This window comes from Caballeronia sp. INML1, assembly GCF_023631085.1.
Classification (GTDB): domain Bacteria; phylum Pseudomonadota; class Gammaproteobacteria; order Burkholderiales; family Burkholderiaceae; genus Caballeronia; species Caballeronia turbans.
Map to the genome: position 1 here is coordinate 59,302 of NZ_JALQDT010000068.1, position 21,460 is coordinate 80,761.

Annotated in this window: 14 protein-coding genes; 8 read left to right on the forward strand and 6 right to left on the reverse strand. The window is 63.2% G+C overall.

Translation table 11 applies throughout. From position 1 onward, the window contains the following. The 4 genes from NCR38_RS27725 to NCR38_RS27740 all read left to right on the forward strand — a co-directional run bounded on the left by NCR38_RS27725 (position 1) and on the right by NCR38_RS27740 (position 3,168). On the forward strand, positions 1-762 hold the full coding sequence (locus NCR38_RS27725) for an SDR family NAD(P)-dependent oxidoreductase (RefSeq protein ID WP_250477921.1): 762 nt from the start codon (positions 1-3) through the stop codon (positions 760-762). Then, positions 759-1,871: a glycerol dehydrogenase gene (locus NCR38_RS27730; protein ID WP_250477922.1), complete on the forward strand. Its 1,113-nt coding sequence runs from the start codon at positions 759-761 to the stop codon at positions 1,869-1,871. Before NCR38_RS27725 ends, NCR38_RS27730 begins: the two co-directional genes overlap by 4 nt. Continuing rightward, the gene (locus tag NCR38_RS27735) at positions 1,868-2,899 is read left to right on the forward strand and encodes a LacI family DNA-binding transcriptional regulator (protein WP_250477923.1); all 1,032 of its coding nucleotides are present in this window, start codon (positions 1,868-1,870) and stop codon (positions 2,897-2,899) included. Before NCR38_RS27730 ends, NCR38_RS27735 begins: the two co-directional genes overlap by 4 nt. A gap of 83 nt (positions 2,900-2,982) precedes the next feature. Next, positions 2,983-3,168, forward strand: coding sequence for a hypothetical protein (locus NCR38_RS27740; RefSeq protein WP_250477924.1), 186 nt, complete (start codon positions 2,983-2,985; stop codon positions 3,166-3,168). 49 nt (positions 3,169-3,217) lie between these two features. Here NCR38_RS27740 and NCR38_RS27745 read toward each other — a convergent pair whose 3' ends face one another. From NCR38_RS27745 to NCR38_RS27770, 6 genes are all read right to left on the reverse strand, one after another. Beyond that, entirely contained in the window at positions 3,218-5,380 is a 2,163-nt protein-coding gene (locus tag NCR38_RS27745) for a response regulator (RefSeq protein WP_250477925.1), read from the reverse strand. Between the two features lie 11 nt (positions 5,381-5,391). Next, positions 5,392-11,424: a HAMP domain-containing protein gene (locus NCR38_RS27750; protein ID WP_250477926.1), complete on the reverse strand. Its 6,033-nt coding sequence runs from the start codon at positions 11,422-11,424 to the stop codon at positions 5,392-5,394. Between the two features lie 749 nt (positions 11,425-12,173). Beyond that, entirely contained in the window at positions 12,174-12,887 is a 714-nt protein-coding gene (locus NCR38_RS27755) for a phosphatase PAP2 family protein (RefSeq protein ID WP_250477927.1), read from the reverse strand. Between the two features lie 297 nt (positions 12,888-13,184). Next, positions 13,185-14,630, reverse strand: a complete 1,446-nt coding sequence (locus NCR38_RS27760; protein ID WP_250477928.1) for a DEAD/DEAH box helicase — start codon at positions 14,628-14,630, stop codon at positions 13,185-13,187. Between the two features lie 230 nt (positions 14,631-14,860). Further along, positions 14,861-15,793, reverse strand: a complete 933-nt coding sequence (locus NCR38_RS27765) for an MBL fold metallo-hydrolase (protein WP_250477929.1) — start codon at positions 15,791-15,793, stop codon at positions 14,861-14,863. 347 nt (positions 15,794-16,140) lie between these two features. Then, a complete protein-coding gene (locus NCR38_RS27770; protein WP_061118627.1) occupies positions 16,141-17,031 on the reverse strand; it encodes a LysR substrate-binding domain-containing protein in 891 nt (296 codons plus the stop codon). Between the two features lie 97 nt (positions 17,032-17,128). Between NCR38_RS27770 and NCR38_RS27775 the strand changes: the two genes are divergently transcribed. The 4 genes from NCR38_RS27775 to NCR38_RS27790 are packed head-to-tail and all read left to right on the forward strand — an operon-like array spanning position 17,129 to position 21,445. Beyond that, complete coding sequence (locus NCR38_RS27775) at positions 17,129-18,022, forward strand: CoA ester lyase (RefSeq protein WP_250477930.1); 894 nt, start codon at positions 17,129-17,131, stop codon at positions 18,020-18,022. A gap of 14 nt (positions 18,023-18,036) precedes the next feature. Further along, positions 18,037-19,227 carry a CaiB/BaiF CoA-transferase family protein gene (locus NCR38_RS27780; protein ID WP_213233919.1) on the forward strand — a complete coding sequence of 397 codons (1,191 nt, stop codon included), beginning with the start codon at positions 18,037-18,039 and terminating at the stop codon, positions 19,225-19,227. Positions 19,228-19,243: 16 nt separating this feature from the next. Beyond that, positions 19,244-20,053, forward strand: coding sequence for an amidohydrolase (locus NCR38_RS27785; protein ID WP_250477931.1), 810 nt, complete (start codon positions 19,244-19,246; stop codon positions 20,051-20,053). Between the two features lie 27 nt (positions 20,054-20,080). Then, complete coding sequence (locus NCR38_RS27790) at positions 20,081-21,445, forward strand: short-chain fatty acid transporter (protein ID WP_061118631.1); 1,365 nt, start codon at positions 20,081-20,083, stop codon at positions 21,443-21,445. Positions 21,446-21,460: the final 15 nt, after the last annotated feature.

Here is a 21,460-nt window from a genome sequence, read left to right on the forward strand (position 1 = left end):
ATGCGGCACGACAAGCGCGTGGTTCTGATCACGGGCGGCAGCGGCGGTATCGGCGAGGCGCTCGTCGAGCGCTATGCGCGAGATGGCGCGGCGGTCGGCATCGTCGACGTCAATGAGGAAACGGGCGCGGCGCTCGCACAGCGTCTCACCGGTGCGGGCCTGCGCGTGCATTTCGCGCACGCCGACGTCGGCGATTTCGCCGCGTGCGAGGCCGCATGCCGCGCGATCGAAGCGGCGCTCGGTCCGGTCGATACACTCGTCAACAACGCGGGCATCTCGCCGAAGCACGCAGGCAAGCCGATGCCGATCTGGCAGATGGCGCCCGACGAATGGCGCCGCGTGATGGACGTGAACGTGAACAGCGTCTTCAACTTCTGCCGCATCCTTGCGCCGGGCATGGTGGAGCGGCGCTTCGGGCGCATCGTGTCGATGTCGTCGGTGGCGGGCAAGGCGTATCTCGACATCGTCGCCGCGCATTACAGCACGACGAAGGCCGCGCTGATCGGCATGACGCGGCATCTCGCGGGCGAGCTCGGACCGCACGGCATCACGGTGAACGCAATCGCGCCGGGGCGCATCGATACGCCGCTCGTGCGCGGCGTCGCGCGCGAAGCCAACGAAAAGGTCGCACAGGAAACGCCGTTGCGACGCCTCGGCGCGCCTGACGAAGTGGCATCGACGTGTCTCTTCCTCACGTCCGACGAAGCTGCGTTCGTCACCGGACAAGTGATCGATGTCGCCGGCGGATGGCTGATGACATGACGAATGCGCTCTGGCGGACCATCGGCTTTCCGGGGCGATATACACAGGGTCCGGGCGCGCTGGCCGCGCTCGGCTCGACGCTCGCGGAGCTCGGCGCGCGCCGCGCGTTCGTGCTCGTCGATGGCGCGGTAGCCGCCCGCGTGTCGGCTGACGTCACGCGATCGCTCGAAGAAGCGCGCGTCGCCCCGCACATCGCGGCGTTTCCGGGCGAATGCACGGCGGCGGTCATCGCGAAGCTGAGCGACGAAGCGCGCAAAGCACACGCCGATGCCGTCGTGGCAATCGGCGGCGGCAAGACCATCGACACCGCGAAGGGCGTTGCGCGGGCGCTGGACGTGCCGATCGTGGTCGCGCCGTCCGCCGCGTCGAGCGATGCGCCGACGAGCCGCCTCATCATCCTGTATGACGAGGCGCATCGTGTTGCCGGCATCGAGATGCTGCCGCGCAATCCCGATGCCGTGATCGTCGATACCGCGCTGATCGCCGCCGCGCCCGCGCGTCTGTTCGCGGCCGGCATCGGCGATGCGCTGAGCAAGAAGTACGAAGCCGCGCAATGTCAGCGCGCCGCCGGTCTGAATTCATACGGCACGCCGCCGCTGCCGGGCGCCTTGCTGCTCACGCGCGCGACGCTTGCCACCTTGCTCGACGACGGCGCGCGCGCCTACGCCGATGTCGGGCGCGGCGACCTCACCGATGCCGTCGAACGCGTGGTCGAAGCGACCGTGCTTTTGAGCGGCGTCGGCTTCGAAAGCGGGGGGCTGTCGCTCGCGCACGCGCTGATTCGCGGTCTCACGGCGATCCCCGCGATGGCCTCGATGATGCACGGCGAACTGGTCGCGTTCGGCACGCTTGTACAATTGTTCGTCGAGGATTCATCGCCCGAGGACATTGAACCGTTGGCCACGCTTATGACCGCAGTCGGATTGCCGCTCACGCTCGCGCAACTGGGGCAGCACGCCCCGCTCACATCCGTGGAGCTGTCGCTCATCGCCGAGGCGACGCTCGCCACGCGCTACAGCCGGCACATGATGCCGCCATTGACGGCGCAAAGGCTGATCGAAGGCATCGCTCGCGCCGATGCATACGGACGCACGCGCAGCGCGCCATGAAGCCGACCCGCGCCACGCTCGCCGATGTCGCGCGGCTCGCGGGCGTATCGCTCGGCAGCGCGTCGCGGGCCTTGTCCGTACCGGACCAGGTCAAGCCGCAGACGCTTGCGAACGTGCAGCGCGCCGTCGAACAACTCGGCTACGTGCGAAACGGCGCGGCGCAGGCGCTCGCCTCACGCAAGACGCGCACGGTCGCGGCCATCTATCCGACGCTCAATAACCCCATTTACGCCGATTCCATTCAGGCGCTTCAACAAACGCTGTGGGGCTATGGATATCAGCTGCTGATTGCGAGTCACGAATACAAGCCGGCGCGCGAACTCGAGGTGCTGCGCGCGATTCTCGAGCGCGGCGTGGACGGGCTCGTGCTCGTCGGCACCGATCATCCTCCCGAAGTCTTCGCGCTCACGCGTCAATACGACTTGCCCTATGTGCTTACCTGGTCGGTGGACGAAACGCAGTATCCGCACTGCGTCGGCTTCTCGAACTTCGAGGCCGCTTACCAGTTGGCACGGCGCATCGTCGGATTCGGGCATCGGCGCGTGGCCATGTGCGGCGGCTCCACGTTCGGAAATGAACGCGTGCGCGCGCGGCAGGCAGGCACGCGCGCCGCGCTCAGGGAAGCAGGCCTCGACCTGAGACCCGAATGGATCGTGGAAGCACCGTTCACGTTCGAAGGCGGACGGCAGGCGCTGCGCGAACTCTGGGGCGGCGAAGTGCACCCCAGCGTCGTGATATGCGGCACGGATCTGCAGGCCATCGGGCTGCTCGACGAATGCCGCGCGAAAGGCATTGGCGTACCCGAAGATCTTTCGGTGACCGGGTTCGACGACATCGAACAGGCACGGCTCACTCAGCCGCCGCTGACGACGGTGCGCGTGCCATCGCTGGAGATCGGCGCTCGCGCGGCACGGCATCTGATGGCCCTGATCGACGGCAAGGACGGTGACAATGAACTCGTGCTCGAAGCGCCCGTTGTGGAACGGGGCACGCTTTCGGAGCCCGCGCAAGGCGAGTCGGAAGTCTGATCGGACCGCTCAGCCCATGTTGTCGCATAGAATCGCCCAGCTCGCGCAGCCGTGGCGCGAGCGGCCGCACCATCCTTTCCCAGATGCGACTCACGCCCGAGGAATCGCGGCGTTGTCTCGTCGTTTCCGAACAGGACATGGAGGCGGTGACGAACGACATCGAACGAATTCGCGCCAGGGGATTCGGCACGCGCCATCACGAATTGATCGAGGGCACCGTAGTCGGCGCAGCGCCGTTCTTCAACAGCGCCAATCAGGTAGCGGGTTAGATCTGCATCTTTGGCCCCGGCGTCCGGGTCACGGAAGAGATCTTCGACCCTAGGCTGGCCGCCCTTCGCCTTCGGCATCCGCGCCGCCCCGCATGACGTGCGTCGCAATCAGGTCGACCAGCGAGGCGAGATCCGCGGGCTTGATCAGATGATGATCGATGCCGGCCGACTTCGACCTGAGACGGTCCTCGTCCTGACCATAACCGCTCAACGCAATCAGAAGACAATCGCCGAGGTCGGTGTCGGCACGAATGGCCTTTGCAACTTCGTACCCGTTCATGCCTGGAAGGCCGATGTCGAGCACGGCAACCTGAGGCGCGAATTTGCTGGCGAGCGCAAGCGCGGAGACACCATCGTGCGTGCATTGCACCTGATATCCATGCAGTTCGAGAAAGACCTTGAGGCTCTCCGTGGACGCGACGGAATCGTCCACGACGAGCACCCGTGCGCCACCTCTGCGACGCATCGGAAGAATATCGGCGACAGGAGCCGGTATGCCGGTTGCAATCGATGCCGGCAACTCGACCGTGAACCTGGCGCCCCGTCCGCGGCCGGCGCTCCAGCAGCGGATCGAACCGCCGTGCAGCTCCGTCAGATGGCGGGCAAGCGTAAGCCCGATTCCCAAGCCGCCCTGCGCGCGATCCAGCGCGCTGTCGCCTTGCGCAAAGAGCTCGAAGACGCGCGGGAGCAGCTTCGAATCGATGCCCTCGCCGTCGTCGGTGACGGTGATCACCGCGTTCCCCTTCGAAAAAGCCGTCGAAAGATTGATGTGCCCGCCGGGCGGGGTGAACTTCGAGGCGTTGTTCAACAGATTCGCAATGACCTGCGTGAGACGAACGACATCGCCTTCCACCATCAGATCCCTCGTGCAGGTCTCGCAGGAGAACGCCTGCGAGCGGGCGGCGAAGTGCGGCCGGCTGGTTTCGATTGCACGATCGACCACGACTCGCAGCGAAAGCGGCTTGCGCTGCAACGCCACCGCGCCGCGCGCGATCCGCGATACGTCGAGCAGATCGTCGACGATGCGTACCATGTGATCGAGCTGGGTACCTATGATTCCGGTCGCCCATGACATGACCTTTGCATCGCCCGGCTCCGTGTTCTTCATCACGCTCACCGCGTTGGAGATGGGTGCAAGCGGATTTCGGAGTTCATGGGCCAGCATGGCGAGAAATTCATTCTTGCGCCTGTCCTCGTCACGCAGGGCGGAGAACAAGAACGCGTTCTCGAGCGCGATGGACGCACGGCTCACGAACTCGGTGACGATGGGCGCCCGCTGATGATCTCCCTCGCAGTGCACAGTCCCGAATGCGATGGCTGCCTTTCGCTGCGCGCCGCTCAAGAGCGGGTGAAATCTGATTTCCTCGAACTTGGCCGGGTTCTTCCCTTGCGCCTTGTCGCTTTGAAACTCGAAGATACGGTCCGCCCCGGCCCGGCACACGAGACTCTCGCCCTTGTCAACGGTCTGTCTCGCGAGCTCGAAAAATTGCTCCGTCGCAGCCATGGTCTCGATCGCACGACCGCTAGCCGGGTCGATCAGCGCGCGGACAGCCGGCCCCCAGCGCAGCGACGTCCTCGGGAGCTGTTCGCCGTCCAGTTCGAGATAGACGCAGGCGACGTCAGCCAGTGCCGGCACCGATGTATCGAGGATGCGGGAGAGAGTCGTCTGCACATCCAGCGAGCGCGTGAATAGATGACTCACGTGCGCCAGGAAATCGGCGCGCTGGCGAGCCTGATCGGCGGACGCGCGTTGCGCCTCCGCCCGCGCGAGTTCCTCGCGCTGCGCGGCCCGGGCGCGCAGCTCGCGGTTCATCCTGTACATCTGCACGAACACGCGTACCTTCGCGCTGAGAATCTCCGGCACGACGGGCGACGAGATATAGTCCACCGCCCCCAGCGAATAGCCTCGAGCCATTTCTGCATCGTCCACATACGCTGTGACGAAGATGATCGGGGTCGATGCCGTCCGACGATATGAACGCAGCATGCTGGCCGTCTCGAAGCCATCCATGTCGGGCATGTTCACGTCGAGCAATATGACGGCGAAGTCCTGTTGCAGCACCGCCTTCAGCGCCTGCCGCCCGGACGACACCGTCACCACTTCCTGATCCGGTCCCTCGAGCACCGTGCGCAGAACGACGTGCTGGCTCGGCAGGTCATCCACTACGAGGATGCTCACCTTCTCCTCCGGAGATGATTCGAACATGGCCATGGCCGGCGCTCCTAACGATGCAGCCACGCGTGCAGCACGGCAAGCAGGTCATCGCGGTTGACCGGCTTCGAGAGGTAATCCCACGCGCCTGCCTCGATACACTTTTCGCGATCGCCCTTCATCGCTTTGGCCGTGACTGCGATGATCGGCAATGCCTTGCCTACCGGTCGCTTGCGGATTTCCCGCATCGTGGCGAGGCCGTCCATCTCGGGCATCATGATGTCCATCATGACGATCTGGATCTCGGGATCGGACTCCACCTGCCGTATCGCATCGCGCCCGTTGTCGGCCCAGACCTGACGCATGCCGAGATCCTCCATGATCGTCGCGAGCGCAAAGATGTTGCGCATGTCGTCATCGACGATCAGTGCCTTGACGCCCTTCAACGCGTTCTGTGACGCCCGCAACGCCTGCAGCATGGCGCAGTGCTCCTGGCTGAGGCGCTTTGCATCGATGTGCAGCGCGGCGACGCTCAGATCGAGCAATTGATCGGGGCTCGCCGCTTGCAGGGCGACGAACCCGTCCCTGACGCGCTGCCAGCGTGCAGGCGGGACCGGGCCCGCCGCGCTCACGATGACCGGCAATGGCGAAAGGGCTTCGCGCGAAGCAACTGCCGCTTCGATGTCTTCGGGTGAAATGCCCGCAATGTCGTCAGCGAGCACCAGCGCGTCAATGGCTGGAGACGAGAGTTGCTTTAGCAACTCCTCGCGAGAGCTTGCCGACACGACCGCGGCCGGCAAGGCCTGCAACGCACTGGAAAGCAACTCCCGCTCATTCGGCGACGAAAGCGCCACGAGAACGACGCGTCGCTCTGCTTCGATGTATCGGGCCAACGCAGCGAGCGCGTTATCCAGGATCGCCTGGGACTCGACCGGTTTGGACAGAAAGGCGAGAGCACCGGACCGTAGCGCGCGGTCACGCGATTCATCGGTCGAGATCACCCACACCGGAATGTGCCGGGTGGCCATGTCGTTCTTGAGCCGCGCGAGAACCTGCCATCCGTCCATATCGGGCAGAAACAGATCCAGCGTGATGAGGTCCGGTTTGAACTGGTCGGTCAGCGTCAAGGCGTAGGCGCCGAATGCAGTGGTGAGCGCCTTGAATCCGCGCTGCCGCGCCGCTTCGACCATCACGCCCGCGAATGCCGGATCGTTTTCGACAATCAGCGCAACCCGATCGCCCTGAACGATGTTGTCACGGTCGTCGATAAGGTGTGCGGCCGATACCTCGTGCGCAACCTCGATAGTCATCTCTGACTGCGCCGCCAGGTCCACGACCGCAAAGCTCGCGCGGGGCGAGCCACCCGGAACGGGCTCGCGTCCCTCTTCCCGCCGCATCAGCTTTCTTCGCCCGCTTCTGCCGAGATCGTTGGTGCGCGGCAAGAACAGCGTGAACGTGCTGCCCTCATTCGGCGTGCTGGTGAGGCGGATTTCGCCGCCCAGCAGCTTGGACAGTTCGCGGCTGATCGCGAGCCCCAGTCCCGTGCCGCCGTATTTTCGGCTGGTGCTGCCATCGGCCTGCTGGAAAGCCTCGAATACGATCTGCTGCTTGTCCGCCGAAATGCCGATGCCGGTGTCCTGAACTGAAAAAGCGATCACACTGCCTGCGCTGTTCAGCGCCTGATTGTCCTCGCTCCATCCGCCCCGCGCATGCTCGATCGTCAGTGATACGTGTCCGTGATGCGTGAACTTGAAGGCATTGGAGAGGAGATTCTTCAGAATCTGCTGCAGACGCTTGAGGTCCGTCACGATCGAGACGGGTACACCGTCGCCGAGATGAATGACGAATTCGACATGGCGCGCTTCAGCAACGTGCCGGAAGGTGCGCTCGACATATGTCGTCATGTCGGCGAGGCGGTGCTCCGCAACGTCCAGAACGACCGTGCCGGACTCGATCTTCGAAAGATCCAGAATGTCGTTGATGAGCATCAGCAGGTCGTTCCCCGAGGAATGAATGGTCCGCGAGTATTCGATCTGCCTGGTAGACAGGTTGCCGTCGGGATTCTTGCAGAGATGATCGGACAAAATGAGCAGGCTATTGAGCGGCGTGCGCAGTTCGTGCGACATGTTGGCGAGAAACTCCGACTTGTATTTCGACGTCAGGGCAAGCTGCTTCGCTTTGTCCTCGAGCGCCTGGCGTGCCTGCTCGACCTCCGAGTTCTTGCGCTCGACTTCCTGGTTCTGATGCGCGAGCAGCCGCGCTTTTTCCTGTAGTTCCTCGTTGGTCTGCTGAAGCTCTTCCTGCCGGCTCTGCAGCTCCTGTGCAAGCGATTGCGACTGCTTGAGCAAGTCCTCCGTACGCGTGTTCGCTTCGATCGTATTGATGACGATGCCGATACTTTCAGTCAGCTGATCGAGAAACGCCAGGTGAGTCGAATTGAAGCATTCGAGCGAGGCCAGTTCGATCACGCCTTTGACCTGGCCTTCGAAAACGATCGGCATCACAAGTACGTTTTGCGGCACGGCGCTCAGCAGACCCGATTCGATCCGGTAGTCGGTGGACGCCGACGGCGCGAGCAGAATCTTGCGCTTCTCGAACGCGCACTGACCGACGAGTCCCTCACCCAGCTGAACCTGCTTGCCGTGCGAGCGATGGCCTTCGGACGCGTAGCTCGCCACGAGCCTCAGCGAAGCGGCCTCATCGACCATGTCGAATACGAAGAATTCGGCTTGTTGCACGCCGACGACTGGCGCAAGCTCGGACAAAATGAGCTGGCCGACGGTGACCAGGTCCTTCTGCCCCTGCAGCATGCGGCTGAACTTCGCCAGATTCGTCTTGAGCCAGTCCTGCTCCGTGTTGAGCTCGGTCGTGTCCTTCAGGTTGCGAATCATCTCGTTGATGGTGTCCTTGAGCGCCGCGACTTCGCCAAGCGCCTCGACGGTGATCGAACGAGTCAGGTCGCCTTGCGTCACCGCCGTCGCCACCTCGGCGATTGCGCGAACCTGCGTCGTCAGATTCGCCGCAAGCTGATTCACGTTTTCCGTCAGCCCTTTCCACGTGCCCGCAGCGCCAGGCACCTTGGCCTGTCCGCCGAGCTTGCCTTCGACACCCACTTCGCGCGCGACGGTCGTCACCTGGTCGGCGAACGTGGCGAGCGTGTCCGTCATGCTGTTGATCGTGTCGGCGAGCGCCGCGATTTCGCCCTTTGCCTCCACCGTGAGCTTGCGGCCCAAATCGCCGTTCGCCACGGCGGTCACGACTCGCGCGATGCCGCGAACCTGGCTCGTCAGGTTGCCCGCCATGAAGTTGACGTTGTCGGTCAGGTCCTTCCACGTGCCCGCGACGCCCTGCACGTCCGCCTGACCGCCGAGCTTGCCCTCGGTGCCGACCTCGCGCGCCACACGCGTCACCTCGGACGCAAACGAACGCAGCTGATCGACCATCGTGTTGATGGTGTTCTTCAGTTCGAGGATCTCGCCCTTGACGTCCACGGTGATCTTCTTGGACAGATCGCCTGCCGCCACCGCTTTCGTCACGTCGGCGATGTTGCGGACCTGGCTCGTCAGATTGCCTGCCATGAAGTTGACGGAATCGGTCAAATCCTTCCATGTGCCGGCGACGCCCTGCACATCCGCCTGTCCGCCGAGCTTGCCCAACGTGCCGACTTCGCGCGCGACTCGCGTCACTTCGGATGCGAAGGAACTGAGCTGATCGACCATGGTGTTGATCGTGTTCTTCAGTTCGAGAATCTCGCCCTTGACGTCCACGGTGATCTTCTTCGACAGATCACCCGCGGCTACCGCCTTCGTCACGTCCGCGATGTTGCGAACCTGACTGGTCAGGTTGCCGGCCATGAAATTGACGTTATCGGTGAGATCTTTCCAGGTTCCGGCGACGCCCTGCACGTCGGCCTGTCCTCCCAGCTTGCCTTCAGTGCCGACCTCGCGAGCCACTCGCGTCACTTCCGAAGCAAACGAGCGCAACTGGTCGACCATGGTGTTGATCGTGTTCTTGAGCTCGAGGATTTCGCCCTTCACATCGACGGTGATCTTCTTGGAAAGGTCGCCCGCCGCCACTGCCGTCGTCACATCGGCGATGTTGCGCACCTGCGCGGTCAGATTGCTGCCCATCGAGTTGACCGAGTCGGTCAGATCCTTCCAGGTTCCCGCTACGCCTTGCACATCGGCCTGGCCGCCCAGCTTGCCTTCGGTGCCGACCTCGCGTGCAACGCGCGTGACCTCCGAGGCGAACGAACGCAACTGATCGACCATCGTGTTGATGGTGTTCTTCAGTTCGAGAATCTCGCCCTTGACGTCCACGGTGATTTTCTTCGAGAGATCGCCCGCGGCAACCGCCGTCGTCACCTCTGCGATGTTGCGCACCTGTGCCGTCAGGTTGCCGCCCATCGAATTCACCGAATCAGTCAGGTCCTTCCACGTTCCCGCGACGCCCTGCACGTCGGCCTGGCCGCCCAGCTTGCCTTCGGTCCCGACTTCGCGGGCCACGCGCGTCACTTCCGAGGCGAAGGAACTCAATTGATCGACCATGGTGTTGATCGTGTTCTTGAGCTCGAGGATTTCGCCCTTCACGTCGACGGTGATCTTCTTCGAAAGATCGCCGGCCGCGACTGCCGTTGTCACGTCCGCAATGTTGCGCACCTGCGCGGTCAGGTTGCTGCCCATCGAGTTCACCGAATCGGTGAGATCCTTCCACGTTCCGGCGACGCCTTTCACGTCGGCCTGACCGCCGAGCTTTCCTTCGGTGCCCACTTCGCGCGCCACGCGCGTCACTTCTGACGCGAACGAGCGCAACTGATCGACCATCGTGTTGATGGTGTTCTTCAGCTCGAGAATTTCGCCCTTGACGTCCACGGTGATCTTCTTCGACAGGTCGCCGGCCGCCACGGCCGTCGTGACTTCTGCAATATTGCGAACCTGGCTCGTCAGATTGCCCGCCATGAAGTTGACGTTGTCGGTCAGGTCTTTCCACGTGCCCGCGACGCCCTTGACGTCCGCCTGACCGCCGAGCTTCCCTTCGGTGCCGACCTCGCGCGCCACGCGCGTCACTTCGGAAGCGAAGGACCGCAACTGATCGACCATCGTGTTGATGGTGTTCTTCAGTTCGAGAATCTCGCCCTTGACGTCCACGGTGATCTTCTTCGACAAGTCGCCGGCGGCGACCGCCTTCGTGACTTCCGCGATGTTTCTGACCTGGCTCGTCAGATTGCCGGCCATGAAATTGACGGAATCGGTCAGGTCTTTCCATGTCCCGGCCACGTCCTGCACGTCTGCCTGACCGCCGAGCTTGCCTTCCGTGCCGACCTCTCGCGCCACACGCGTGACCTCTGCGGCAAAGGTGCCGAGCTGCTCCACCATCCGGTTGATGATCTTCGCCGTGCGCAGGAATTCGCCTTCGAGCGCACGTCCGTCGGCTTCGAGGGCCATGCTTTTGCTGAGATCGCCTTGCGCTACGGCGCCGATCACGCGCGCCACCTCGCTCGTGGGGTGAACGAGATCGACGATGAGGGAATTCACCGAGTCGATCGATCGGCGCCAGAAGCCCCGGGGATCGGGCAGTGTGGCGCGCTCGTAGATGCGGCCTTCCTTGCCGACTGCCTGGCTGAGTCGCGCGAGCTCATCCGACATGCGGATGTTCTGGTCGACGACGTCATTGAAGACATCCGCAAGCTTGCCGTGCAAGCCGGTCCAGTCGGCGGCGAGCGACGCCCCTTCTCCCTTTCTCAGCGCGATGAGCGCCGTGTGAATGTCCCGAGTACGTGCGTGCGCGGTATCGGTCGCCTCGAGCAGCGCGTTGGCTTCACGCGCCTGTTGCAGCCAGAAGCCGCTCAACCCTTCTTCATCAACGCGGCCCGCAGCACCCAGGCTTGCCGCGGTGTTGCCGGTTGCGCGTCCGAGCGCCAGCCCTTGACGCACACATTGGTCGGCCAGCATGTTCAGCTCGACGGCTAGCTGTCCTTTTGCACCGGTCCAATCGGCAGGCAACTTCTGAACGGGTTCGCCTTCCCGCAAGGCGGCGACCGTCCGCAGCATGAGTTGGACTTCGCGGTCCGTCAGCGTGTTTGCCTCTTCCGATATGGTGTTCATACGATTCCCTTGTAGGCTGGCTTGCTCTTGTAGCGCATCAGGCTGGAGTTGTAGGAAACCGAGTTTCGGCTTCAGCAGGTCGCCCGTTTGCGTTCGCGCGCGATGCTATATCAATACACATTAAGCGATGCTGAAAGCGACGGCGCATCCAATTACTGAGACGAAACGCGCTCAGTTCGATGGCGGAACGGTATTAGTTACCACGTCGCAAGAGAGTATGCATTTACTTGGGAGCCGGCGCCATCGATGATCTCGGCCACGACAAAAGTCACCTTGAACCGCTCACGCGCTTTCCCTTCGACCATAGGAAGATCGACCGGCGATTTTCCAATCACAGGTGCGCCGGGTCGGAGCCGGTTGGAGTACCGTTCGCGCAAGGATATCTGTATCGGCGGCCGTTGAAGGCACAACTACTCGCAGCGTCCTTAACGCATGCGAAGCGACGACCGACTGACTTGACAGCCGTTTGGACAGAGGATGTAAAAGCGGTCGAATATTTCTGTCGTGGGCTTTAACGTTTCTAAAGCTGCACGTTGGCAAACTCGTCGGCGGCCGGTTGTCCGGGCCCGGATATGGGCGACGTGCCGAACAGGTCGGAGCGGATCAAAAAGATATCCGCAAAAGGCGTTCGCGACGCCCTTTGACGAATATAGGCCGTCCTCAGCCCCGCTCAGAAGAATCAGCGTCGTGTGCGACGCGTCGCCATCGTGCCATCGATACTTTGATCGAGACGGCATGCGCGCTCGGGCTCAATGGAAGCCGCCCTGGTGTAACTGCTTGATGATCAACGTCGCGAGATAGCGCGGTTCATCGAACATCGTGGCGAGTTCGAAAAAGAACAGAAAGGCAAGCATGTAACCCGCGGCCGGCCGATATTCCATGAATCGCACGAAGAACGGCGCAAAGCGGGTGCGTATCGGCGCGCGCGAGAGGAGCCATGCGCAGACGGCGCCGATGGCCGCCCCTCCGATGACGTCAGTCGGATAATGCAACCCCAGATAAACGCGAGGCAGACACACGAAGACCACGCAATGCACAATCGCGAGCACACCGATCCATCGCCAGACCAGGAAAATGCCGACGGCTATCGCCATCCAGAGCGAGGCATGGTCGCTGGGAAACGAACTCCACAGGCGCATGCCTTCACCGGTCTTGTCGGCCAACGGAAACGACAAATGAATGGAGGGGTCGTAAAGCGGACGGAGTCGAAACGGCAGCGTCAGCGCGAACAAGCGGCCGAGCAAGAATGCCAAGAGCCCGGCGCATAGGATCGCGACGACAGTCTCACGGCGCCATTGCTGTGCTTCTCCCGGCTGGAACCACATGGCACACAGAATGGCTAGCGGGACCACGCCTTTAGTAAAGTTGAAATCAGCGATCGCGTGAACCGTGTGAGTGAACACGAAGGACGATGCCGCGATATGGACAACCCAGGTTTGAACTGCCGTATCAAAAGCGGTCATGCCTCGCGTCTCCGTCAGAAATATGTCGTTAGTATTAAAGCGTACGTTTGCGGCGGTGCAATCGTACGTTGAATACCGCGCATAAATCAGAGGATTGTGCTGGCGATGCGTTCAAGCGAGCGTCCGAGCGCTTCTAATGGCGCGCCAGGCAACGGCGCCTTTCGTTGGGATTACACCGGGTCGGTGTCTCGCCTTACTGGACCCATTCGATGGCTCAAACGGGCGATAACCGCCCTTGCTCATCGGATAGGTCGGCAAGCCGGTTGTCCCAGAGCCGGCGTTTCTCATCCCGGCGCATCAGGGTTGGCGTTTGCTGCGGCCGCCAGCGGGCTTGCCGGCCGGCGTAGTTGAACCCGCCACTGGCTTGCTGGCAGGTTTGCTGCGTCGCTTTTGTGCGCTGAATGGATTAGCGCCGGACAGGCTTGTGCCTGTTCCGCCGGCCACAGCGCGCTGCGCGGCAGGCTTGCGTTTGTCCTCGCCGCTTTGCGGGCGCGTTTTTTTGGTGAGCTTTTGCATGGCGCCCGGCGCAGCTTGCGGCACTTTGGGCTTCTTGGGTTTTTTGGGTTTCTTGATGATCTGGCCCGTCGCGCTGGTTTGCGGCACGCGATGTTCGGCTTCAAAGCCCGGCTCTTCTTCGCGCGGCAGTGTTTGCCGAATCAACGCTTCAATCGCAGCCAGTTGCGGCGCTTCATCGGCACACACGAGGGACACCGCCACGCCGCTTGCGCCCGCACGGCCGGTACGCCCAATACGATGCACATAGTCTTGGGCCACGATCGGCAGATCGACGTTGATCACCAGCGGCAGGTCGTCGATATCCAGCCCGCGCGCGGCCACGTCGGTGGCGACCAGCATATTCACTTCGCCCGTCTTGAAGCGCTCCAGGGCACGCAGGCGCGCGGGTTGCGGTTTGTCGCCGTGAATGGTGTCGACCGCATAGCCCGCTTCATCCAGCATGGCCGCCAGGTAATCCACGCCATTGCGTGTTTTGACGAACACCAGCGCGTGCTCCCACTTGTTCTCAGCCACAAGGTGCATGAAGAGTTCAGGTTTGTTCCGCTTATCGACCGGCACCACCCATTGCTCGATGTTGCCGGCCGCGGCATTGGGCGGGCTGACGCTGATATTGACGGGGCTGCGCAGAATGCTCGCCGCGATGGCGCGAACATCATCGGAAAACGTGGCGGAGAACAGCAGGGTCTGTCGCCGAGCGGGCAAGGCAGCAAAGACGGCGTCGAGTTCGCGCGCAAAGCCCAAATCCAGCATGCGGTCGGCTTCATCCAGCACCAGCGTTTGTACTTCATCAAACTGCACGGCGTTCTGGCGATTGAGATCCAGCAAACGGCCCGGCGTGGCAACGAGCACATCCACGCCTTTGCGCAACTTCATCATCTGCGGGTTGATACTCACACCGCCGTAGGCGGACAGAAATCGTAAGTCGAGGTCTTTGCCGTACTCGATAAAGCTTTGCAGCACTTGTTCGGCCAGTTCACGCGTGGGCACCAGAACCAGAACGCGCGCGCGATTGCTGGACACCGCCGGGCCATGTTGCATCAGCCGTTGCAAAAGCGGCAACGCGAAACCCGCCGTCTTGCCAGTGCCGGTCTGTGCCGCCGCCATGACGTCCTTGCCACTGAGCACAACAGGAATCGCCTTGACCTGCACCGGCGTAGGTGTCTGGTAATTGAGGCGCTGCAAATTACGCAGCAACGGATCGATCAGGCCAAGCGAGGCAAAAGACATGCACGTATTCCGGGGTAAAACCGCAATTTTAGCGGTTACCGCGTTGATCGCGCCGCGCAGGCCGATCGACGCCAGGGACGCCTCAGGTGCTTGGTCAGACTCTGTCTCGAACTGAACTTGAACCTCGTCATCGACGGAAGGAAGCCATTCTCCAGGCCCGAAACACGCGCGGTGAAACGATCCTTCCGTCAGGGCAATCTATACCAGCGCTAATGAAATTCCGGCACGCATCAGTAGTCCCACTGCACCGGTATGAAACGAAAGCCGTCACCGTTCTTTGCGACGTGACCGATGGACGGGAACGCGATATGTGCAGCGGCCAGCAGAGCGCCCGTTTCAGCGGCTTCGTCCAGCAGCGCCACCCGTACGTCCGCGGCCACTTCGGGATCGTGCTCGAAGCCATTCTGCCAATCGGGATGGTCGAAACCGACTTCGAAGATCGCGTCGCCTACGAAAGTCAGCCTTTCTCCGCCTGATGCGACGTCCACGACGCAGTGTCCCGGTGTGTGCCCACCCGTCACGCGCGCCTTCACGCCCGCCGCGACCTCGACGGTCTGATTGAACTGCACGATGTTTTCGCTGTATCGCTCCATGAACTTCGCGGCAGCCTTGCGAAGCGCGGGGGGCACCGTTTCCGGCATCACTGTCCTGGTGAAGTCCGGATTCTTCCAGAATTCCACTTCCGCAGCCGACACGTGGATGCGCACGTCGGGGTTCAGCCTGGCCTTGACTCCGTCGACGTTCAGCCCACCGACGTGATCCATGTGCATATGCGTAATCACGATATCGGTGATCGCTGCCAGGTCGATGCCGGCCGATTCCAGGCGCATGACCGATCGACCGGCACGCGTGAAGTATTCGAAACCGTCACCCACGCCTGAGTCGATCAGGATTACGCGTTCTCCGCTGCGCACGAGCGCAATATTCAACGCCCAGTCGAACGTGTCACGTTGCAGGAAACGACCGTCGAACCAATCATTGCGGTCAGCTTCGCTCGCGTTAGTGGACATGGTGGAGGTGGGCAGCGGCAGAATGCCGTCGCTGATCATGACGACGTCGACGTCGCCCACGCGCACGGCGTAGCGCGACGGCACGAGTTCGCCAGAACCTTCTTTGCCAAAGCTGGCGGTAACCGGCCGGACGTTGCGGGTTGTTTCTCTCATTTCAGTACTCCTTTTCCTTCGGTGGGTAAGCCGCACTGGGTAGCCGGTTCACAAGCACCGTCACGTATTTGACGCTTCGCTTTGCCCGTGATTCGACCGACCGCGTGACAGATGCTACTCATGAGAGAAGATCGCCAGTAGCATCGCGATTGCGTACAGGATGTTGTCCCACCGGCAACAATCAACGAGGACCGGTACGACGGCGCCGGCCTCGGCTTTGTCGACGGCCTCACGCGGTCATGAGTCTCGCCTCCTCACCAACGAGCGTCCGGTGCGGGCCATCGTCGTGCAGCGCCCGCGCGATCGGCATGGTTCGCTCTATTCAAGAAAGCGTGCCGATCGCTTCGCTACTCGCCGCGCGCAAGGCTCGCCGCGACCGCCTCATCCGCGCATTGCAACAAGCCCTGAATCAGGCGCGCTCGCGGCGATGCCCTTTGCCACACCATGCCGAAGCGGCGCGGTTCCGTCCGAACCGGCAACGCGAGCCGCGCGACGGAAAGCGCCGACGTCATCGGCGAGACGATGTCCGGCACCAGCGACACGCCGAGGCCGCGATCGACCATCATCGCAATCGCCATCAGCGCGTTCAGCTCGAAAAGCTCGTGCGGCACGATGCGTGCGGCCTGCAAGTACCGATCCGCCTGCTTGCCGCCGCCGAGCGTGCGGTCATAGCGGATGAACGGCTCGCGCCGCAGCAGTTCGTGCGGGTCTTCGTGCGCAAGCCGCGCCGGCGCGAGCACGACGAGCGGCTCCTCGCGCAGCAGATGCCAGTCGTATGCCTTGGGCAGCGCGAACGCGGGATGCAGGCAGATGGCGACATCGAGATCGCCGCGTTGCAGCGTGTCGTAAAGCTCCATCGAGGTGCCCGCGCGAATCAGCAACTTCGCGCGCGGGAATTCGCGCGCGAAATTGGCCAGCACATCGGGCAGCAGGCTCAGAAGCGCCGTCGTGATCGTGCCGATGCGCAGTTCACCCGTCGCCTCGCCTTCGAGCGCATGCGCCTTCAGATCCGCGAAATCCGCGACGAGACCCCGCGCCCGCTCGATCACGCGATGCCCCGCCTCGGTCGGCATCACGGTGCGGCCGGAGCGCACGAAGAGCGCGATGCCCAGTTCGCGCTCGAGCGCCGACATCTGCTGCGCGATCGCCGCCGGCGTAACGCCGACGCGGCGCGCGGCCTCCGCCATCGATCCCGTATCGACGACGAGCAGCAGATTGGAGAGAAATGCCGTGTCCATCGGATAGATTTACTTTTCTTTAAAGATAGCTGTGGATAGTTTATCTAAAACGTGAGCATCCGTAGACTGGGCGGCATATCGAAATGAAGGGAGACACATGAGAAGCAAGCTCTTCGTGCCGGCCTCGCGCCCGGAACTCTTCGCCAAGGCGCTCGCGAGCGCCGCCGACGCCCTCTCGTTCGATCTGGAAGACGCTGTTTCGCCTGAGCGCAAACCGCAGGCGCGCGCCGATTTGCGCGCGCTGCTCGCCACCGACGACGCCCTCGCGAGCGACAAGACGCTCATCGTGCGCGTCAATGCGCTATCGACGCCGCACTTCGCCGCCGATATCGACGCCGTCGCGCGCAACGGCGTGTCCCTGATCAATCTGCCGAAGCCCGAGCATCCCGACGACGTGCTGGCGGCCGCCGCGGCCCTCGAAGCCGCCGAGCGCGCGAACGGCGTCACCACGCCGATCGGCCTGCTGCTCAACGTCGAGTCGCCGCGCGCATTGCACATTGCCGCGGAACTGGCGCTCGCGCATCCGCGCGTCGCGGGCTTGCAACTCGGCCTGGGCGACCTGTTCGAGCCGCTTTCGATCGCGCGTCGCGAAACGGCCGCGATCCAGCAGGCGATGTTCGCGCTGCGCATCGCGGCAGGCGAAGCCGACGTCTTCGCCTACGACACCGCGTTCGCCGACATCAAGGACAGCGACGGCTTTCGCGCCGAGGCGCGGATGGCGCGCGCATTCGGTTTCATCGGCAAGAGCTGTATTCATCCGAGCCAGATCGCGATGGCGAACGACGTGTTCCGTCCATCCGATGACGACATCGCGCATGCGGTGCGCGTGGTCGAAGCCGCGCGCGAGGCGGATGCGAAAGGCATCGGCGCGTATCTCGTCGACGGAAAGATGATCGACCCGCCCTTTGTCGAGCGGGCACGCGTGCTCGTCGCGGATGCCGTGCGGCTGGGTCTGCTCTCTGAAGCTCAGCGCGCCTCGGCAAGAATCTGAAAGGAGAAGGTTTCATGGAACAGAACGTCGAACGCGGCGGGCCGCTGGCGGGCGTGCGCGTGCTGGATCTGAGCGCCTATATCGCCGGTCCTTACGGCTGCACGCTGCTCGCGGATCAGGGCGCGGAAGTCATCAAGATCGAACCGCCCGCGGGGGATAACCTGCGCAAGTATCCCTCGACGCTCGAAGGCGAAAGCCGCGCGTTTCTCGGCGTGAATCGCAGCAAGCGCGGGCTCGTGCTCGACCTCAAGCAGGCGGACGCGCTCGACGTGCTGATCGCACTCGTGAAAGAGGCCGACGTGCTCGTCCACAACTTTCGACCGAGCGTGCCCGCGCGGCTCGGCATCGCGTACGAGCAGCTGCGCGCGATCAATCCGCGCCTCGTCTATTGCGCGGTGACGGGCTATGGCGAAACCGGTCCGAACAAGGACAAGGCGGGCTACGACCAGGTGCTGCAAACGATGACCGGCATGTGCACGCTGCAAGGTGCGGCCGGCGGTCCTCCCGAAGTGCTTTACGGCTCGGTCGTCGATTACTACGCGGCGGCGCTCGTCGCATCGGGGGTGTCGTCGGCGCTGTTCGCGCGCGAAAAGACGGGCGAAGGGCAATACGTCGGCGTGTCGCTGCTGCGCAGCGCGCTCACGATGCAATCGGCGCGCATGATCTGGGCGGACGGCGAGCCGAAGGACGTCGGCCGCGACATGCGCTCGGGCGGCATCACCGGCATTCATCCGACGCGCGAAGGGTATCTCTATCTCTCCGCGAACACGCCGCATTTCTGGAAGTCGCTGTGCGCGCTGACCGGTCTCGATGCGCTCGCGGCCGACGAACGTTACGACACGGTGCGCAAGCGCGCGGTGCACCGCGATGAGATCGTGCCGAAGCTGCACGCCGCGCTCGCGCAACGCACGGCGCTCGAATGGGAAGCGCTTTTCGGCGATGCCGTTCCGTGCGCGGCCGCGCGCAGCGTCGAAGACATGTTCGACGATCCGCAAGTGCTCGCCGAGGACATGGTCGCGCGCTTCGACTATCCGGGCGTGGGCGCGTATCGCGGATTCAAGCATCCGGTGCGCTTCACTTCGACGCCCCTGCCCGAGCCGTTCGCCGCGCCCGCTTTCGGCCAGCACAGCGATGCGCTGCTGCGCGAAGCCGGCTTGAGCGATGCAGCAATCGAAGCGCTGCGTACGAAGCGCGCAGTGCTTTGAGCGGAGACTCTTCGTAATGAAATGCGATTCCCACATTCATATCTATGACCGCGCGTTCCTGAAGCCGGGCGATGCCCAGGTCTTCGTCGAGCATGCCGATGTCGCCGCGTACCGCCAGGTGCAGTCGAAGCTCGGCACGCAGCGCGTCGTGATCGTCACGCCGCGTGTGTACGGCACGGACAATGCCGTCACCGTCGACGCGATCCGTCAGCTCGGCATCGACAATGCGCGCGGCGTCGCGGTGCTCGATCCCGACGTCACCGACGACGAACTGGATGCGCTGAACAAGGGCGGCATTCGCGGCATCCGCTTCACGCTCTATACGGCGCAGAACGCGGCAGTCGGCTTCGACATGGTCGAGCCGCTCGCACGGCGCGTCGCGGAACTCGGCTGGCATGTGCAGCTGCACTGGACCGCGGAGCAGATCGTCGAGCACGAAGCGCTGCTGCATCGCCTGCCCGCGAAGATGGTCTTCGATCATCGCGCGCGCCTGCCGTCGAAAGACGGCGTGCGGCACGCGGCATTCGGCATCGTGCGCCGTCTCGCCGATGCGGGCCGCGCCTGGATCAAGCTCTCCGGTCCTTATCTCGACTCGGCGGCAGGCCTCGGCAACCGCTACGACGACATTACGCCGATGGCCCGCGCATGGGTGCAAGCCGTGCCCGAGCGCCTCGTGTGGGGAAGCGACTGGCCGCACGTGACGGAGACCCACAAGCCCGACGACGCGTTCCTGCTCGACCTGCTCGCCGAATGGGCCGAAGACGATGCGGCACGCGAACGCATCCTCGTCACGAATCCCGCCGTGCTCTACGGCTTCGCAATCTAAAAGAACAAAGACTTCAGGAGACACCGCATGAAATCCGCCGCCGCACCGACGCCCGTGCGCAAGACACGCTTCACCGAAGCGACCATCCGGCTCTTCGAGCGCGTCATCCCCGATCCTTTCGTGCTCGCGATACTGATCACCGCGATCGTCGCGGTGCTGTCGCTGATCTTCGCGCCACATGCTTCCGTGCCCAAAATGATCGGCGGCTGGTACAAGGGCTTCTTCGACATTTTCACGTTCGCGTTCCAGATCACGCTCGTGCTCGTCACGGGCCATGCGTTCGCGCACGCGCCGCCCGTGCAGCGCGTGTTCAAGGCGCTCGTGTCGATCGCGCGCACGCCCGCGCAGGCGGGCGCGCTTACCTTCGTGCTCGTCGCGGTGACATCGTTCTTCAACTGGGGCATGGGCCTCGTCGTCGCCGCCTTGCTGGCGCGCGAAGTGGCCAAGCGCATGCGCGTCGACTTCGCGTGGATCGTCGCGGCGGGCTTCTCCGGCTGGGTCGTGTGGGCGAGCGGCATTTCAAGTTCCATCGCGCTCGCGCAATCGACGCCGGGCAGTTCGATGAATGTCGTGCAAAAGCTGACGGGCGCCGTGCTGCCCTTCGGCGAGACGGTGTTCACGCGCTTCAATCTCGTGCCGACGCTCGTGATGCTCTTCGCCATGCCTTTCGTGCTCGCCTGGCTCAAGCCGCGCGATGAAGACGCCGTCGTGCTCGACACCGCCCGGCATCCCGACGAGCCGATCCGCAAGCGTCCCGACGGCAAGCTGAGCTTCGCGCGCTGGATCGAGCATTCGTGGATCGGCAGCGCGTTCATCGGCGCTGCGGGCATTGCGTTGATCGTCCTCACGCAGTTCCAGCACATCGCGTTTTCCGGCGTGAATGCAGTGATCTTCGTGATGTTCATCGCCGGTGTGATCCTTCACGGCTATCCGCTCGCCTATGCGGACGCGATCAGGAACGCGGCGAAGCAGACCGGCTCGATGATGCTTCAGTACCCGCTCTACGGCGGCATCATGGGCATGATGGATGCGACCGGCCTGCCCGACGTGATCTCGCACTTCTTCATCGCCATTTCCAACGCGCACACGCTGCCGTTCTGGAGCTACGTGTGCTCGCTCATCGTCACTTTCTTCATTCCGAGCGGCGGCGGACACTGGGCCGTGCAAGGTCCGTTCGTCGTGCCTGCCGCGGTCGCGCTGCACGCCTCGGTGCCCGCGACGACGATGGCCGTCGCGATGGGCGAGCAGGTCTCGAACATGATGCAGCCGTTCTGGGCCGCGCCCGTCGTCGCGATGGCGGGCGTCGGCGTGCAGCGTGTACTCGGCTTCACGGTGATGACGTTCGCCGTCGGCCTGATCGTCTACGGCGCGGCCTTGCTGATCTTCGTCTGAAGCGCGATGAACGGT

Bases quoted from the DNA above. Each gene is read 5' to 3' on its own strand.
- NCR38_RS27725 (WP_250477921.1), top strand. From the start codon at position 1: ATGCGGCACGACAAGCGCGTGGTTCTGATCACGGGCGGCAGCGGCGGT.
- NCR38_RS27730 (WP_250477922.1), top strand. From the start codon at position 759: ATGACGAATGCGCTCTGGCGGACCATCGGCTTTCCGGGGCGATATACA.
- NCR38_RS27735 (WP_250477923.1), top strand. From the start codon at position 1,868: ATGAAGCCGACCCGCGCCACGCTCGCCGATGTCGCGCGGCTCGCGGGC.
- NCR38_RS27740 (WP_250477924.1), top strand. From the start codon at position 2,983: ATGCGACTCACGCCCGAGGAATCGCGGCGTTGTCTCGTCGTTTCCGAA.
- NCR38_RS27745 (WP_250477925.1), bottom strand. From the start codon at position 5,380: ATGGCCATGTTCGAATCATCTCCGGAGGAGAAGGTGAGCATCCTCGTA.
- NCR38_RS27750 (WP_250477926.1), bottom strand. From the start codon at position 11,424: ATGAACACCATATCGGAAGAGGCAAACACGCTGACGGACCGCGAAGTC.
- NCR38_RS27755 (WP_250477927.1), bottom strand. From the start codon at position 12,887: ATGACCGCTTTTGATACGGCAGTTCAAACCTGGGTTGTCCATATCGCG.
- NCR38_RS27760 (WP_250477928.1), bottom strand. From the start codon at position 14,630: ATGTCTTTTGCCTCGCTTGGCCTGATCGATCCGTTGCTGCGTAATTTG.
- NCR38_RS27765 (WP_250477929.1), bottom strand. From the start codon at position 15,793: ATGAGAGAAACAACCCGCAACGTCCGGCCGGTTACCGCCAGCTTTGGC.
- NCR38_RS27770 (WP_061118627.1), bottom strand. From the start codon at position 17,031: ATGGACACGGCATTTCTCTCCAATCTGCTGCTCGTCGTCGATACGGGA.
- NCR38_RS27775 (WP_250477930.1), top strand. From the start codon at position 17,129: ATGAGAAGCAAGCTCTTCGTGCCGGCCTCGCGCCCGGAACTCTTCGCC.
- NCR38_RS27780 (WP_213233919.1), top strand. From the start codon at position 18,037: ATGGAACAGAACGTCGAACGCGGCGGGCCGCTGGCGGGCGTGCGCGTG.
- NCR38_RS27785 (WP_250477931.1), top strand. From the start codon at position 19,244: ATGAAATGCGATTCCCACATTCATATCTATGACCGCGCGTTCCTGAAG.
- NCR38_RS27790 (WP_061118631.1), top strand. From the start codon at position 20,081: ATGAAATCCGCCGCCGCACCGACGCCCGTGCGCAAGACACGCTTCACC.